This window comes from Allobosea sp. P2_A10 (assembly GCF_056405115.1).
Genome location: NZ_JBFUCS010000011.1, coordinates 49,991 through 64,138, shown reverse-complemented (window position 1 = coordinate 64,138; position 14,148 = coordinate 49,991). Strand labels below are relative to the sequence as shown.

Below are 14,148 nucleotides of genomic sequence, written 5' to 3'. Positions count from 1 at the left end.
TTGCCTACCTCGCAATCACGGGCTGTGCGTCGACGGCGTCGAGCGCCTCTTCGATCTCGTCGGCGACGTCGGGCGTCGTGACGATCGCATCGGCGGCGGCCCTGTCGCCGCTGACGAGCGCGAACGCGACCAGGCCGAGTTGTTCCACGCAGACGAAAGCAAACCAGAGCAAGCCGGCGAACCAGAGCCCTTGCGGGATCACCAGCAGGGTGCCGAGCGAGGTGTTCTCACGGGCGCCCAGTGCCCGGGACGTGTCGACCGTATCCCAGGCGAACCAGGCCAGCACCAGCGCGACGGCGCAAAGCATCCCGAGCGCCAGCACGTCGAGGCCGAACCTGATGCCGGGCGGCGTCCAGTTCCTGATCACGTCGATTCGCACATGCGCGCGGTTGAGCAGCGCATAGCTGAACGACCAGCTCGCGGAGATGGCGAGCGCATAGCTCGACAGCTCGGTCCCGACGCTGAACGGGATGTGGATCACCTTGCGCGCCAGGATTTCCATGGTGATCACCACCGAGGATCCAACGAGCATCAGGCCGCCGATGCGCGCCATCCACAGCGAGACGGCCGCGACGACTGCGTGAAATCTCTGCATGGCGATACGCCTCGCTCGGTCGCAGGATTACTGCGCCGCCGCCTCGACGCCCGCCACCTTGCCGACCGTCGCGTTCCACTCGGCGACGCATTCAGGGCCGCAGCGCTTGGCCCAGTCCGGCAGCACGCGTTCGCGCAGGATCTTCTGCGCCGTCACCTTGTCGGCGTCGGAGACCGTGACGAACTTCATCTTCGGGTTGGCCTCGATGCCGTCCTTGCACGGGCCGGAGCCGGTGTTGCAGTTGACGCCGTCCTGGATATCGCTGCCGGCCTGCGCCCACATGCGGTCTTCCAGTTCGACGAATTGCTGCTCGAGGAAGGTCCGCGTCTTCTCGTCGAGCTTCTTCCAACTGTTCAGATTGGCGCCGAAGAAGGTCATCGACCAGCCCATCGGCAGGGCATAGAGATGGTCGCTCACCTCCCACCAGCGCGCCGTATTGCCCGCCGACGTTCCCGTCACCGCGCATTGCGCGACGCCGCGCTGCATTGCGGGGATGACTTCGGCGAAAGGCACGTTGACCGAGGAGCCACCGGCCCCCTCGACCATCTGCGACATGGCCCGGTTGAAGGTGCGAACCGCCTTGCCGCGCAGCGAGTCGAGGCCTGCGATCTCGCCCTTGCAATAGAACATCTGCGCCGCGACCGGGCTCATGCTCAGGAGCTTGGTGTTGTATTTCGTCTCCAGCGCCTTGGCGAGCGCGGGCCGGAAGGCGTCGGCGGCCTTGCGCTGGGTCGCGATGTCGACAGTGACGCCGGGCAGATCGAGGCCATCAAAGCGCGAATCCTCGCCCGCCATGTAGCTCATCGTCGCCTCGGAGATATCGAAGACTCCCTGCCGCAGCAGGCGCAGCACTTCGGGGCCGCGCAGACCGAGTTCCTCGAGTGATCCAAAGGTGGTCGTGATCGCGCCGTTGGTTTTCGCCGCGAGCATCTCGGTGAAGAACGGCTTGTAGATCTTCTGGAAGAGGTTCTGGGTCTGGTTACCGCCAGACACCTTGAGGTTGATTTTCGGGAAGTCCTGCGCCTGTGCGCACACGGCGGACAATCCGAAGGTGGCCAGAAACGCCAAAATCCGAGCCGGTCGCTGCATTGCTCTCTCCCCTGGAAGGTCGGTTATCCGACTTCTGGCGGACAGCGTAGGCTGTATTGTAATCGCAAATCCAATTAGATTATCTCGCGCAATAACATTGGAAATTTCAATGCGCCCCACGATCGCTGAACTGGAGGCTTTCGTCTGGACCGCGCGACTGGGCTCGGTTCAGGCGGCCGCCAGACATCTCTTTCTTGCGCAGCCGACCGTCTCGCTGCGGCTGAAGTCCATGCAGGACGAGTTGGGGGTCAAGGTCTTCGACCGTTCCGGGTCCGCGCTGAGGCTGAGTCCCGATGGCGACCTGCTGTTCGCGCACGCCATCGCCATCATCGAAGAGCTTGGCCGGATGCGCGAACGGGCGGGAGCAACCGGCGCGCTCCACGGCACGGTGAAGGTCGGCCTGCCGGAGACATTTGCAGTCGCCTGCCTGCCGCGAATTCTCAAGGACCTCGCTTCGCTCCATCCGCTGCTGCGGCTCGAGCTCTCCGTCGCGACGAGCTCGCGGCTTGAGGAGGAGTTGTGCGAGCATCGGCTCGACCTTGCCTTCCTGGTTCACCCCAGCGATGGCACGCCGATCAGGCTGGTCGAACTCGGGCGCCAGGAGGCGGCCTGGGTCGCCGCCGACAGTCTCGGCCTGGGCCCGATCGTGCGGCCCGCCGATCTGCAGGATTGCCAGATCCTGACCAATCCTCCGCCGTCCGCCATGCATCGGCAGATCACCGAGTGGTTCAGCGCGGCGGACGTGAAACCACGCCGGCTCGACTTCTGCACCGGTCAGATGGTCATCGCCCATCTGGTCCAGGAGGGCGTCGCGGCCGCCTTTCTGCCCGTGAAGCTGATGGAGCCGGCTCTCGCCAGCGGGCGCGTCGTCAAGCTGCATTCGGTGCCGGATTTCCGGCACGCCTCGCTCTGCGCCGGTCATCGCATCGGAGGCGCGACAGCCGAGATCGAGGCGGTCATCGCGGCGGCGCAGCGGGTTTTAAGTCAGGTGCCATTCCTGTTGCCTCCGGCGGGGACGACGCCTTCTCACAGCACAAACTGATCTCCGACGTGATCTTGCCGCGTCCGTCGACCTTGAGATACCCGATCGCGTCCAATGCCTTCTGGATTGATTTCAGCATCGCGCTCACCGGCGCGGTCAGCCCACCCTCGGGATAGCTGGCGTAGACCCTGCCATGGTTCAGGTCCGGCACCGGCCGCAGCACGGTGACCAGCCCGGCGCTGATCTCCGCCTCCATCATCCTGGCCGGCAGGACGCCGAGCGCCACACCCGATGAGACAAGATGGCCGATGACCGCGACGCTGCTGCAGAGATCATGTCGCAGCGGCTCGAGGCCGGCGGTCGCGAACCAGTCCTTGATCTGGCGAAACATCGCCGATCGCGGCTGATTGCTGACGATGGGCAGACGATAGAGGTCGGCAGGGCGGACCTCCGGGGCGAGCCCCCATTTGACCGAGGCGACCCAGGCGGTGTCCTGCACGCCAAGTGGAACCAGTCTCATGCCCGGCCGCCCGATCGGATTGACCAGAACGGCGAGGTCGAGATGCCGGTCGTTGAGTTCGCGCTCCAGTTCGTAGCTGATCGAGACGACGTATTCGGCCTTCAGCAGCGGGTAGTCGGCGCGTACCGTCTCCAGCAGCGCCGGCAGGCAGGTCATCGCGAAGCCCTCGGCGAAGCCGACGCGGATGCTCCCGCTCACGACCGCCGGATCGGTCTGCAGCATGATCCGGTCGGCTTCCTCGAGCAGGGCTGCCGCGCGCGGCAACAGCGCGAGACCTTCGGTCGTCGGCGCGAGCCCACGGCCGTTGCGCTGGAAGAGCCGGACATCGAGCGCCTGTTCGAGATCGCGCAGCCGCAGGGAGATGGTCGGTTGGGACATATGAAGATGCCCTGCGGCCTTGCTGAGCGAGCCCAGCTTCGTTGTCCAGAAGAAGGCCTCCAGCTGCGCGATGGTGAATCTCATGCTCGCAGCATCCTCTCATTTGATTTCCTGATAGATACCTCTGCAGATAATCAAATTAGATTGGCGATGGCAAAGCTGCTCTAGGATGGCGTCCCTGCCGCGACCCATCGTCAGCCATGCTCTCCGCGCCTCCCCAGATCGTCCGCATCGACGGATTCGAGCTCTCCGCCCAACTGAGCGAGACCGTCGGCAATTCGCGGCAGATGTTCGATCGCCGTGGCGCGCTGCTGCTGCGTGTCACCAGCAATACGGGCGCGGTCGGGTGGGGCGAGACCTGGGCCTATCCGGGTGCGGCTGCCGCGATCGTGCGCGAGCATTTCGCGCCGGTCCTGATCGGCCGCGATGCGACGACCCCGCGCGCGGCATGGCAGGCGATGGCGGCAAAGCTTGGCTACGACCGACGCGGCATCTCGACCATGGCGCTCGGCGGGCTCGACGTCGCCTTGTGGGATCTCGCGGGACAGATCGCCGGACGGCCGGTCCACGCCCTGCTCGGCGGCAAATTGCGGGACCGGCTTCCCGCCTATGTCAGCGGACCGTTCATGAAGCCCGGCAACGATCCCTATCGTGATTTCGAGGCCGACATCGCCGGATACCTTGAAACCGGGTTCAGGGCGATCAAGCTCCGGATGGGCACCGCCCCGGCGAAGGACGGCGCCACGGCGCGGAGGGTCCGCACCCAGATCGGCGATGCGATGCCGCTGATGGTCGATCTCAACGAGGGCTTCACCGTCGAGGGCGCCAGCGCGATCGCCAAACGGCTCGCCGAGGTCGATCCGGTCTGGCTCGAGGAGCCGATCGCGCATGACGACCTGCCGGGCTATCGCCGTCTCGCCGCCAGTTCGCCGATACCGCTGGCGGGTGGCGAGGCGCTGTTTGGGCTGCGCGCCTTCCGCGACTATCTCACGGCCGGCGTGTTCGACTTCATCCAGCCCGATATCGGCCTGTGCGGCGGGTTGTCGGAAGGCATGCGCATCTCCGCGCTTTGCGAAGCGTTCGAGGTCGCGCTGGTGCCCCATGTCTGGGGCTCGGTCGTCAATTTCCAGGCGTCGCTGCATTTTGCCGCCTGCCTGCCGGAGCGGCGCGGCCGCCTGCGCTGGCCGCTCTTCGAATATGATCCCTCGGAAAATCCGTTGCGCACCGCCTTTGCCAGCCATCCGCTCGACGGGGACGGCGCGCTTGCCGTGCCCGACGCTCCCGGACTGGGGCTCGACCTGACGCCTGAAAGACTTGCGCCCTTCATCGCCAACCATTGGACCATCGAATAACCGGCTCGTCGGATTCAACCGACAGCGCATTTTAGAGGAGAGACGACCATGAGATTGACAGCCATCCTCCGTTCCGTGCTGTTCGGCGCGGCCTGCCTCGCCGGCCTTGGCACTGCCTCGGCCCAGCAGCCGAAAGTGCTGAACCTGGCCTTCGTCGGCCGCGTCACGGCGCCTGAAGGCGTCGCGATGACCGCCTTCGCCGAGGAGATCAAGGCCAAGACCAATGGCCGCATCGAGGTTCGCCTGCATCCCGGCGGGGCGCTGGGCGGCGACCGCGAGGTTCTCGAAGGCCTGCAGATCGGCACTGTCGACCTCACCGTTCCCTCGACTTCGGTGATCGCGAACTTCGTGCCCGAGGTTCAGGTCTTCGACATCCCGTTCCTGTTTCGCGACTTCGATCATGCCCAGGCGGTCCTCGACGGACCGATCGGCCAGGAGATCCTGGCCAAGTTCAAGGCCAAGGGCCTGCAGGGTCTCGCTTTCGGCGGCATCGGCTTTCGCCAGCTCACCAACAGCCGCCGGCCGGTCAACGGACCCGACGACGTCAAGGGTCTGAAGATCCGCACGCAGGAGAACCAGATCCACTTGCAGGTCTGGCGTGCGCTCGGCGCCCTGCCGACGCCGATGGCGTTGCCGGAGGTGTTCACAGCCCTCCAGCAGGGCGTCGTCGACGGCCAGGAGAACCCGATCGGCGCGATCCTGAACAACAAGTTCGGGCAGGTGCAGAAGTACCTCACGATCACCAACCACGCCTTCACGCCCGTCGGCTTCGTCATGGCGCCGCGCGCTTTCGAGGCGCTTTCGCCCGAGGATCAGAAGCTGTTCGTCGAGGCCGGCCGCCGCGCCATGGCGATCTGCAAGGACGAGGTCGCCAAGGTCGAAAAGACCGGCGTCGACGAGCTCCGCAAGATTGGCCTGCAGGTTGTCGAGAAGGTCGATACCGCGAAGTTCCAGGACCTTTTGAAGCCCGCCTTCGCCGAGCTCGGCAAACGCTTCGGCGAAGCCACCATCGCCCGCATCAGGGACCAGAAGTGAACACGCAGCCAGGCCGCCCGGTCGCCCTGCTGCTGGCGACCGAGCGCATCGTCACCGGCGCGGCGTTGGCAATGGGCTGCATCGCGATGACGATCGCAGCCTGCGCCGGCCTCTTCCAGGTGCTGACCCGCTTCGTCTTGCGGGAGCCGGCGACATGGTCGGAGCCGCTGATCCGGATGATGCTGATCTGGATGGCCTATCTCGGGCTGGCCGCCGCCGTGCGGGCGGGTTCGCTGATTTCGGTAGACCTGCTCTATCGGCTGGCGCGCGGCCGGCAGCGACGCCTGCTCGAGGCTGTCATCGCGCTGGCGACGCTCGCCCTGCTCGGCGTCCTCGTCTGGTTCGGCTTCGATTTGACCAGCCGCGTGCGCTTCCAGAACCTCGCCGGCCTGGAGATTCCGGTGAGCTTCGCCTACGCCGCGATCCCCACCGGCGCGCTTATCTCGATGTTGGCCGTGGTGGCGCACTTCTTCGATCCGCGCCGCGAAGAACTCGAAACCGCGGTCTGAGGACAAGATTATGACCGCGACCATGCTCGTCACGATGTGCGTGCTGTTCCTGTGCTCGGTTCCGGTCGCGATCGCCGTCGGTCTGGCGGCGGTTGCGGGATTGGGTCTCCATACCTCGCTGCCGCTCGTGCTCGTGGCGCAGCAGGCCTTCGCCTCGCTGGACAAGTTCCCGCTGGCTGCCGTGCCGTTCTTCATCCTCGCCGGCAATCTGATGGGCGAGGGCGGGATTTCGCGGCGTCTCGTCGATTTCGCCAAGAGCCTCGTCGGCGGCGTCCAGGGCGGACTTGCCTGCACCTGCATCCTGACCTGCATGATCTTTGCGGCCGTCTCGGGCTCCAGCGTCGCCACGACCTTCGCCATCGGCGCGATCCTGATCCCGGCCATGATCAAGCACGGCTATCCTGTCTCCTTCGCGGCCTCGCTGCAGGCGAGCGCCGCCGAACTTGGCGTCATCATCCCGCCCTCCATCCCGATGATCCTCTATGGCGTCGCCGCTGAAGTCTCGATCGGCGAGCTTTTCGTCGCCGGCTTTGGCCCCGGCATCCTGATCGCCGGCGCGCTGATGTTTTCGGTCTGGGTCTGGTGCCGCATCCGGGGCTACGGCAAGACCGATCGCGAGGGTCGCCTGACCGTCTGGCCGGCGACGCGTGCGGCGGGGCTGGCGCTGATGATGCCGGTGATCATTCTCGGCGGCATCTATGGCGGCGTCTTCACGCCGACGGAGGCGTCGATCGTCGCGGTCTTCTACGCACTGATCGTCAGTTGCTTCGTCTATCGCGAGCTCGATTTCGCCGGCGTGCTCGCCATCCTGCGCAAATCCGTGGTCTCGTCCTCGGTCATCATGCTGATCATCGCGATGGCCGGGCTGTTCAGCTTTTTGCTGACGCGCGCCGGCGTGCCGGCGCAGATCGGCGCCTATATCATCGCGACATTCGACAGCGGCTGGTCGTTCCTGCTGGCGGTCAACGCTTTCCTCTTCGTCATCGGGATGTTCATCGAGACCTCCGCGGCCATCATCGTGCTGGCGCCGATCCTGGCCCCGGTCGCAATGCGCTTCGGCATCGATCCCGTGCATTTCGGCATGGTCATGGTGGTCAATCTGGCGCTCGGCATGATCACGCCGCCCTTCGGCGTCAACCTGTTCGCGGCCTGCGCGGTCGCAAAGATCTCGCTCGACCGGATGACCAAGTCGCTTTTGCCCTTCATCGGCGTCGTCTTCGCCTGCCTGATGCTGATCACCTATATGCCCTGGATTTCGCTCGCCTTGCGGGATCTTGTCTATCGCTGAGCTTCGCCGCCGAACGGCGGTTCACGAACAACGACCGCGAATGCGGCATCATCCTTGGGAGGATACGATGCGTCTTACCACCGTGACTGCGCTCACAGCGCTTGCCATCTCCGCGACCGCTGCCCGCGCTGCGGATGTGGAGTGGAAATTCTACACCTACTTCGCCGCCAACGATAAGCCGACCCTGCTGCACAAGGCCTTCGCCGAGGATATCGGCAAGGCCAGTGGCGGGCGCTTCAAAATCAGCGTCTTCGCCTCCGGCGAATTGCCCTACAAGGCGGCCGACGTGCTCCGGATCGTCGCGCAGAACCAGGTCGAGATGGGCGATGTCGCCTTCGGCTTCGTCGCCGGCGACGTGCCGGCGCTGAACGCGCTGTCGATGCCGTTCTCCTGCACCTCGATGGACAAGTTCTACGACAAGGTCGCGCCCGCGATCGCGCCTGCCATCGACGACGAACTCGGCAAGCGCTTCAAGGTCCACAGCGCCATGCAATGGGTGATGCCGCCCCAGCAGCTCTGGCTGACCAAGCCGGTCGAGACGCTCGACGCGTTCAAGAACCTGAAGGCCCGTTCCTGGAACCGCGAGCAGAGCGAGATGATGCGGCTGCTCGGCGGCTCCGGCGTCTCGATCACGCCGGCGGAAGTCATTCCGGCCCTGCAGCGCAAGGTCGTCGACGGCGCCTTCACGGCCGCCGTGCCGGCTCTCGACTGGAAGTTCAACGAGGTCACGCCCTATGCGCTGATGCTGAACCTGACGCTCGCGCATCAGATCGTGGCGGTGAACCAGGCGGCGCTCGACAAGCTGCCGGCCGACCTGAAGCAACTCCTGCAGGCCAAGTCGCAGGAATGGGCCGGCCGCTACCGCACCGAGCTGATCCAGGCCGACAAGGATGCGCGCAAGATCCTGGCCGAAAAGGGAGTCAAGCTGCGCGAGGTCAGCGCCGCCGAAAACGCCCAGTTGCAGCAGACGGTCAAGCCGATCTGGCAGGAATGGACCGAAAAGAACGGCGCGCCGGCAAAGGCGATGCTCGATTCTGCCGTGGCCGCCTGCAACTGAGGGGAGCGCCGCTTCAGCGGCGAGCACCGGTCATGCTGACCCGTTTTTTCGACCAGCTCGACCGCTGGCTCGTCGCTTTGGCTGCGATCATCCTGATCGGGCTGGGGCTGCTGATGAATATCGAGATCGGAGCGCGAACGCTGCTGTCGCGCTCCACCCAGGTCTCCGACGAGTTTTCCGGTTACGGGCTCTGCGCCGTCACCATGCTTTGTCTCACCGCCGCGATGCGGCGCGAGCGCTTCCTGCGCGTCGACGGTATTGTCGAGCGATTGAGCCCGCCGCTCCAGCGCGCCGCCGAAACCTTCGGCGCGCTGATCGGGTTCGGGGTCAGCCTGGTGCTGTGCTGGGCGACCGGGAAACTGGCCCTGACGAGCTTCCAGTTCGACTCGCGCTCGATCGAGATGTCGCAGACGCCGCTGGCCTGGCCGCAGGCGCTGATGCCATTCGGCTTCGCGCTGCTGGCGCTGGCCTTCATCGAAACCGCATGGCGCAAGGCGCGCGGCACCGCGGCCGGACGCCCCGAGGGGCGGCCATGAACTGGACCGACCTGCTGCTGATCTATCTCGCCCTGCTGGGAGGTTGCCTTGTCGGCGGCGCCAGCATCGGTGCGGCAATGGGCTTCGTCGGCATCGTCGGCGTCTCGATGACGTCTGGCACGATGCTCTGGCCGAGCTTCGGCGACATCATCTGGAACACCGCGACGAATTTCACACTGGTTTCGATCCCGCTCTTCATCCTGATGGGCGAGCTCATCCTGCAGGGCGGCATTGCGACGCGCTTCTACACCGGCATCACGCCGCTGTTCCGACATATTCCCGGAGGCCTCGCCCAGACCAACATCTTTGGCTGCGCAATCTTCTCGGCCATCGCCGGTTCGTCGGTGGCGACGGCGCTGACCGTGGGCACGGTGGCAGTCGGCGAAATGCGGGCTCGCGGCTACGACGACCGCCTTACCTTGGGAACGCTGACAGCCGGCGGCTGCCTCGGCATTCTGATCCCGCCCAGCATTCCGCTGATCGTCTACGGCTCGATCACGCAGGCCTCGATCATCGACCTGTTCATGGCCGGCGTCGTGCCGGGGATCCTGCTCGCGCTGATCTTCTCGGTCTATGTCGCGATCCGCGTGACCCTGTCGCCGCAACTGATGCCGAGCCGCGAGGCCGTGGCGGCGGAGGTACCAGGCCAGCCGCTTCGCGATGTGCTGCCGGTTATGCTGCTGATCTCGGCCGTCATCGGCGGCATGTATTTCGGCATCGTGACACCCACCGAGGCCTCGGCCTTCGGCTGCCTGATCGCGCTGCTGATGTCGCTGCTCTATCGCGAGCTCAGCGCCGCCCGCTTCCGCAAGGCATTGGTCAATGCCCTCCTGACCAGCGCTGTCGTGATGTTCATCACGCTGAATGCGCAGTTGCTCAATTTCGCGATCGTGTCCTCGGGCGTCGGTCGGGGGCTCGCAGGCTGGCTTGCCGCGCTGGATGTGCCGGCCTTCGCGTTCTTCTGCATCCTACTGCTGATCTATCTCGTGGTCGGCATGTTCATCGACGGCCTCTCCATCGTGCTGCTGACGGTGCCGCTGCTCTATCCTGCGCTGCCGGCGCTTGGATACGACATCGTCTGGTTCGGCATCATCCTGGTCGTGTTCATCGAGCTTGGCGCCCTGACTCCGCCAATGGGGCTGAACCTGTTCGCGGTTCAGTCGATCGTGCCCGACCGGAAGCTTTCGGATGTGGCCTGGGCCTCGCTGCCCTACTGCTTCCTGATTATCGGCTTCGCCTTCCTGCTCTATTTCTTTCCCGGCATCGCCTTGTGGCTGCCGCAGACGCTGAAGTGAGATGATATGTTCGCCCCACCAGCCATTCTGACGACACGGCTTTTCGCCAGGCTGCCCGACCACTTTCGCAAGCCGGCGGCAACCTCGGAATGGCACCGGCATCAGCCGGGCGCCCATTGGGGGCATTCGCTGCTCGAAGGTCCCGTCCTTGATGGCAAGGGCGGGCTCTATTGCGTCGACATCCCGTGGGGCCGCGTCTTCCACGTCGCGGCCACCGGCGAATTCAGCCTCGTCGTCGAGTATGACGGAGAGCCCAATGGCATGAAGCTGCTGCCGGGCGGGGAGTTGCTGATCGCCGACTACAAGAACGGGCTGGTTCGCCTCGATCCAGGGACAGGCGAGATCAGTCCTCGGCTCAGCCGCGTCAGGCTGGAGCGGCTGAAGGCGCTGAACGACCTGACGGTGTCGAACAAGGGCGAGGTCTTCTTCACCGACCAGGGCTTGAGCGGCCTGCATGATCCGACCGGACGCGTCTTCCGGCAGCGGGCAGACGGTCATGTCGACTGCCTGATCGACAACGGGCCAAGCCCGAACGGTCTTGTGCTTTCGCCCGACGAGAGCGTGCTCTACGTCGCGATGACGCGCGCGAATGCCGTCTGGCGCGTGCCGTTGATGACGGATGGAACCGTCGCCAAGGTTGGGGTCTACATCCAGCTATCGGGCGGCGGCGGTCCCGATGGCCTCGCGATCGATCGCAGGGGACGGCTCGCGATCGCGCATATCGGCCTCGGCGTCGTCTGGTTGATGAGCCCGCGCGGGGAACCGCTCTATCGTATCGAATCTTGCGCCGGGACCCATACGACGAACATGGTCTTCGCAGCCGACGAGAAGCAGCTCTTCATCACCGAATCCGAGACAGGCTCGATCCTCGTTGCGGATATTCCCGAGTGACGGAGGTGTCGGGCCGGTTGCAGTTTGCGCCGGTGATGAGCCTTGTCTGACAGGGGCTTGCTTGCGCGTTGATCCGGATCGGACCAAACCTGCACCGCATTCGAGATGCGCCTCGTCTCGCGCTTGCGCGGCAAGGCGCCAGCAGCGATGACCGCCGCCGCGAGACACGCGTTTCGCGCGGTGTACCGGCTTCCGTCAGGGCTTTGGCACGAAGGGGCTGACTCAGCCGCTACTCTGGGGCGGAGCTTTGGTCGGGTACGCCAGCGCCGGATAGTCGAGCAGGACCTTGCGCGTCTCGGCATCCGGAGCGGACATGTTGCGCTTCTCCGTCATCCAGCTGAGCGTCTCGTCCCAGCGGGCGCGATCCATGCCCTGGCGGCCGACGACCTTGAAGGAATGGCCGTCGACGCTGCAGTCGAAGTTTGCCTCCCGGCCGGCGAAGTCCGGCAGCGATCCCGGCCTGTCCTCGGCGGCCGCGCTCTGGGTGAAGCCTGTCGCGGGGATGGCGACGATGAAGGCGGCCGCGAGAGCGGTCGCCATGAGCAGGCGTTGCCAGCGCATTTTCAACCCACCAGCGGCATCGTCGACTACGCCTCGGCCGCCATCGGCACGCGCGCGTCTCCGAAGGCCGCGATCTCTTCTCCCAAAACCTCTTCCAGCGAGGGGCCGACAGCCTCGCACAGGGTGGGGCGCAGCCGGGTCTCGACGAGGGAGAGATGCGTCGTCATCGCCTTGACCGCCTTGCCGCGCTCGCGCGCCGCCAGCGCGCGGAAGATCGCGCGGTGCTCCTCGCAACCGCAGGCCGAGCCCGCTGTCGTCTCGTAGCGTTTCACCAGCATCAGCGTCCGGCTGATCAGCTCATGGGCCTGGCGCTGGACCAGCGGATTTCCGGTCATCTCCGCCAGCACGAAATGAAATTCGGCCGAAAGCCGTTGCCAGCCCGCCTGGTCGCCGAGCCGCATCGCCTCGGCCTCGGCCTCGATATGCTCGCGCAGCCGCACGATCTGCGCCTCCGTCAGATTGTCGGCGAGATGGGCGGCCATCCCGCTCTCCAGGATTCGCCTTGCCTCATAGACCAGTCGCCCCTCGTGCAGATCGGGCTCGATGGTGAAGGCGCCGCGGTTCTTCACGACGTCGAGCAGGCGGTCATGGCCCAGCCGATGCAGCACCCGGCGGATGCGCTCGCGGCTGACGTCGAAGATCTCGGCCAGCCGGTGCTCGCCGAGCTTGACCCCTCCGGGCAGCCTGCCGGCGCGCAGGACGCGCGTCAGGATCGCGTGAATCATCTCTTCGTTCATGACGCGATTATCGCCCCTGCATCGGAAAGCGCCAATCGGTTCTCTGCTCGATCTTTTGGCAGGCTCGCCGCCATAAAGAGCACAATCAATTAGTGATTGTGCACAAAAAATTGCTCATGCCAGAAACTCCCAGCACAAGGCTACTCGCCTGGAATACCAGTAATATATTGATATAAATCACTTATATGTCGATTTGGACCGCTGGTGCGAGTTTGGCACGGCGGTTGCTTTGACGACATGGACTTTCCGCAATCGAAAGGACTTCGTCATGGCCGCTCCCATCTTCGCCAGGCCGACCCGTCGCTCCCTGCTCGCCGGCGCTGCCGGCGCCGCGGCGCTGATCTCCACCCCCGCCGTGCTCCGTGCCCAGACGCGCGAACTCGTGGTCGGCGGCGCCGCCGGTCACAAGCCCTGGGTCGAGCAGATCGTCGTCCCGGTGTTCGAGAAGAAATACAATTGCAAGGTGCTGTTCGAAGGCACCCGGTCTCTCGTCAACCTCGAGAAGATGCAGAAGAACAAGGGCAAGCAGTACATGTCGGTCGTCCAGATGGACGACCCCGTCATGATCCTGGCGGTGAAGGAGGATCTGCTCGATCCGCTGACATCGGCCAAGACGGCGAACCTGCCCGACCTCCTGCCCGGCTCCGTCCATATGGACGGGATGTGGGCGAACTATCTCCAGCCCTGGCTCGGCGTCGCCTACAGCAAGAGCGCGATGAAAACCCCGCCCTCGTCCTGGGCGGATCTCTTCGAACCGAAATACAAGGCTCGCATCATCATTCCGTCGCTCCAGAACACCGAAGGCCTGCCGTCGCTCTTCGTCGCCGGTATGCTGGCCGGCGGCTCGCTGGATGCGGTCCAGAAGGACACCGACGCCGGCTTCAAGAAGCTCGCCGCGCTGAAGCCGAACCTGCTGACGATCTACACCCAGCAGCCCCAAGCCTATAACCTGCTCGAACAGGGCGAGGCCTACATGATCGGACCGGCGATGTCGTCCTACGCGCTGGAGCGCAAGGCCGCAGGCGCGCCGATCGAGCTCGTCGCGCCGAAGGAAGGCGTCTTCGCCATGCCGTCGGGCATCGCGGTCGTCAAGGGCGCGCCGCATGCCGATCTCGCCTTCGCCTATGTCAACGAACTGCTCGGCGCGGAAATGCAGACCAAGCTCGCGGGCCCGACCTTCTCGCTCGCCACCAACAAGGCCGTGCCAAGGCCCGAAGGGCTCGCGGCCGATGTGAAGATCCACCAGATCGACTGGGCCAATGTCGCCGCCCAGCGGAACGACTGGGTCAAGCGCTGGGATCGCGACATGGCGATCTGAGCAGG

15 protein-coding genes are annotated in these 14,148 nt (G+C 65.1%); 10 read left to right on the top strand and 5 right to left on the bottom strand.

The window, feature by feature from the left end; all coding sequences use genetic code 11:
- Positions 1-4 precede the first annotated feature (4 nt).
- Positions 5-595: a TRAP transporter small permease subunit gene (locus AC1DZY_RS16465; protein ID WP_476821211.1), complete on the bottom strand. Its 591-nt coding sequence runs from the start codon at positions 593-595 to the stop codon at positions 5-7.
- A 27-nt stretch (positions 596-622) separates the two neighbouring features.
- Complete coding sequence (locus AC1DZY_RS16460) at positions 623-1,684, bottom strand: TRAP transporter substrate-binding protein (protein ID WP_476821210.1); 1,062 nt, start codon at positions 1,682-1,684, stop codon at positions 623-625.
- A 109-nt stretch (positions 1,685-1,793) separates the two neighbouring features.
- Between AC1DZY_RS16460 and AC1DZY_RS16455 the strand changes: the two genes are divergently transcribed.
- Positions 1,794-2,726: a LysR family transcriptional regulator gene (locus AC1DZY_RS16455; protein ID WP_476821209.1), complete on the top strand. Its 933-nt coding sequence runs from the start codon at positions 1,794-1,796 to the stop codon at positions 2,724-2,726.
- Here the strand turns inward: AC1DZY_RS16455 and AC1DZY_RS16450 are convergent.
- Positions 2,641-3,648 carry a LysR family transcriptional regulator gene (locus tag AC1DZY_RS16450; protein ID WP_476821208.1) on the bottom strand — a complete coding sequence of 336 codons (1,008 nt, stop codon included), beginning with the start codon at positions 3,646-3,648 and terminating at the stop codon, positions 2,641-2,643. The two genes, AC1DZY_RS16455 and AC1DZY_RS16450, sit on opposite strands and share 86 nt — an antisense overlap.
- Before the next feature lie 116 nt (positions 3,649-3,764).
- Here AC1DZY_RS16450 and AC1DZY_RS16445 point away from each other — a divergent pair, with 116 nt between their 5' ends.
- From AC1DZY_RS16445 to AC1DZY_RS16410, 8 genes are all read left to right on the top strand, one after another.
- Positions 3,765-4,916: a mandelate racemase/muconate lactonizing enzyme family protein gene (locus tag AC1DZY_RS16445; RefSeq protein WP_476821207.1), complete on the top strand. Its 1,152-nt coding sequence runs from the start codon at positions 3,765-3,767 to the stop codon at positions 4,914-4,916.
- A gap of 48 nt (positions 4,917-4,964) precedes the next feature.
- Complete coding sequence (locus AC1DZY_RS16440) at positions 4,965-5,951, top strand: TRAP transporter substrate-binding protein (protein ID WP_476821206.1); 987 nt, start codon at positions 4,965-4,967, stop codon at positions 5,949-5,951.
- A complete protein-coding gene (locus AC1DZY_RS16435) occupies positions 5,948-6,460 on the top strand; it encodes a TRAP transporter small permease (protein ID WP_476821205.1) in 513 nt (170 codons plus the stop codon). The genes AC1DZY_RS16440 and AC1DZY_RS16435 overlap by 4 nt, the downstream gene beginning before the upstream one ends.
- A gap of 10 nt (positions 6,461-6,470) precedes the next feature.
- The gene (locus AC1DZY_RS16430; RefSeq protein ID WP_476821204.1) at positions 6,471-7,748 is read left to right on the top strand and encodes a TRAP transporter large permease; all 1,278 of its coding nucleotides are present in this window, start codon (positions 6,471-6,473) and stop codon (positions 7,746-7,748) included.
- 67 nt (positions 7,749-7,815) lie between these two features.
- Complete coding sequence (gene dctP, locus AC1DZY_RS16425) at positions 7,816-8,805, top strand: TRAP transporter substrate-binding protein DctP (protein ID WP_476821203.1); 990 nt, start codon at positions 7,816-7,818, stop codon at positions 8,803-8,805.
- 32 nt (positions 8,806-8,837) lie between these two features.
- Positions 8,838-9,341, top strand: coding sequence for a TRAP transporter small permease (locus AC1DZY_RS16420; RefSeq protein WP_476821202.1), 504 nt, complete (start codon positions 8,838-8,840; stop codon positions 9,339-9,341).
- A complete protein-coding gene (locus tag AC1DZY_RS16415; RefSeq protein WP_476821201.1) occupies positions 9,338-10,636 on the top strand; it encodes a TRAP transporter large permease in 1,299 nt (432 codons plus the stop codon). Before AC1DZY_RS16420 ends, AC1DZY_RS16415 begins: the two co-directional genes overlap by 4 nt.
- Before the next feature lie 6 nt (positions 10,637-10,642).
- The gene (locus tag AC1DZY_RS16410) at positions 10,643-11,527 is read left to right on the top strand and encodes an SMP-30/gluconolactonase/LRE family protein (protein ID WP_476821200.1); all 885 of its coding nucleotides are present in this window, start codon (positions 10,643-10,645) and stop codon (positions 11,525-11,527) included.
- A 222-nt stretch (positions 11,528-11,749) separates the two neighbouring features.
- Here AC1DZY_RS16410 and AC1DZY_RS16405 read toward each other — a convergent pair whose 3' ends face one another.
- The gene (locus AC1DZY_RS16405) at positions 11,750-12,067 is read right to left on the bottom strand and encodes a hypothetical protein (RefSeq protein ID WP_476821199.1); all 318 of its coding nucleotides are present in this window, start codon (positions 12,065-12,067) and stop codon (positions 11,750-11,752) included.
- Between the two features lie 47 nt (positions 12,068-12,114).
- On the bottom strand, positions 12,115-12,825 hold the full coding sequence (locus AC1DZY_RS16400; protein WP_476821198.1) for a GntR family transcriptional regulator: 711 nt from the start codon (positions 12,823-12,825) through the stop codon (positions 12,115-12,117).
- Positions 12,826-13,093: 268 nt separating this feature from the next.
- Between AC1DZY_RS16400 and AC1DZY_RS16395 the strand changes: the two genes are divergently transcribed.
- On the top strand, positions 13,094-14,143 hold the full coding sequence (locus AC1DZY_RS16395) for an ABC transporter substrate-binding protein (protein WP_476821197.1): 1,050 nt from the start codon (positions 13,094-13,096) through the stop codon (positions 14,141-14,143).
- The last annotated feature ends 5 nt before the right edge of the window (positions 14,144-14,148 follow it).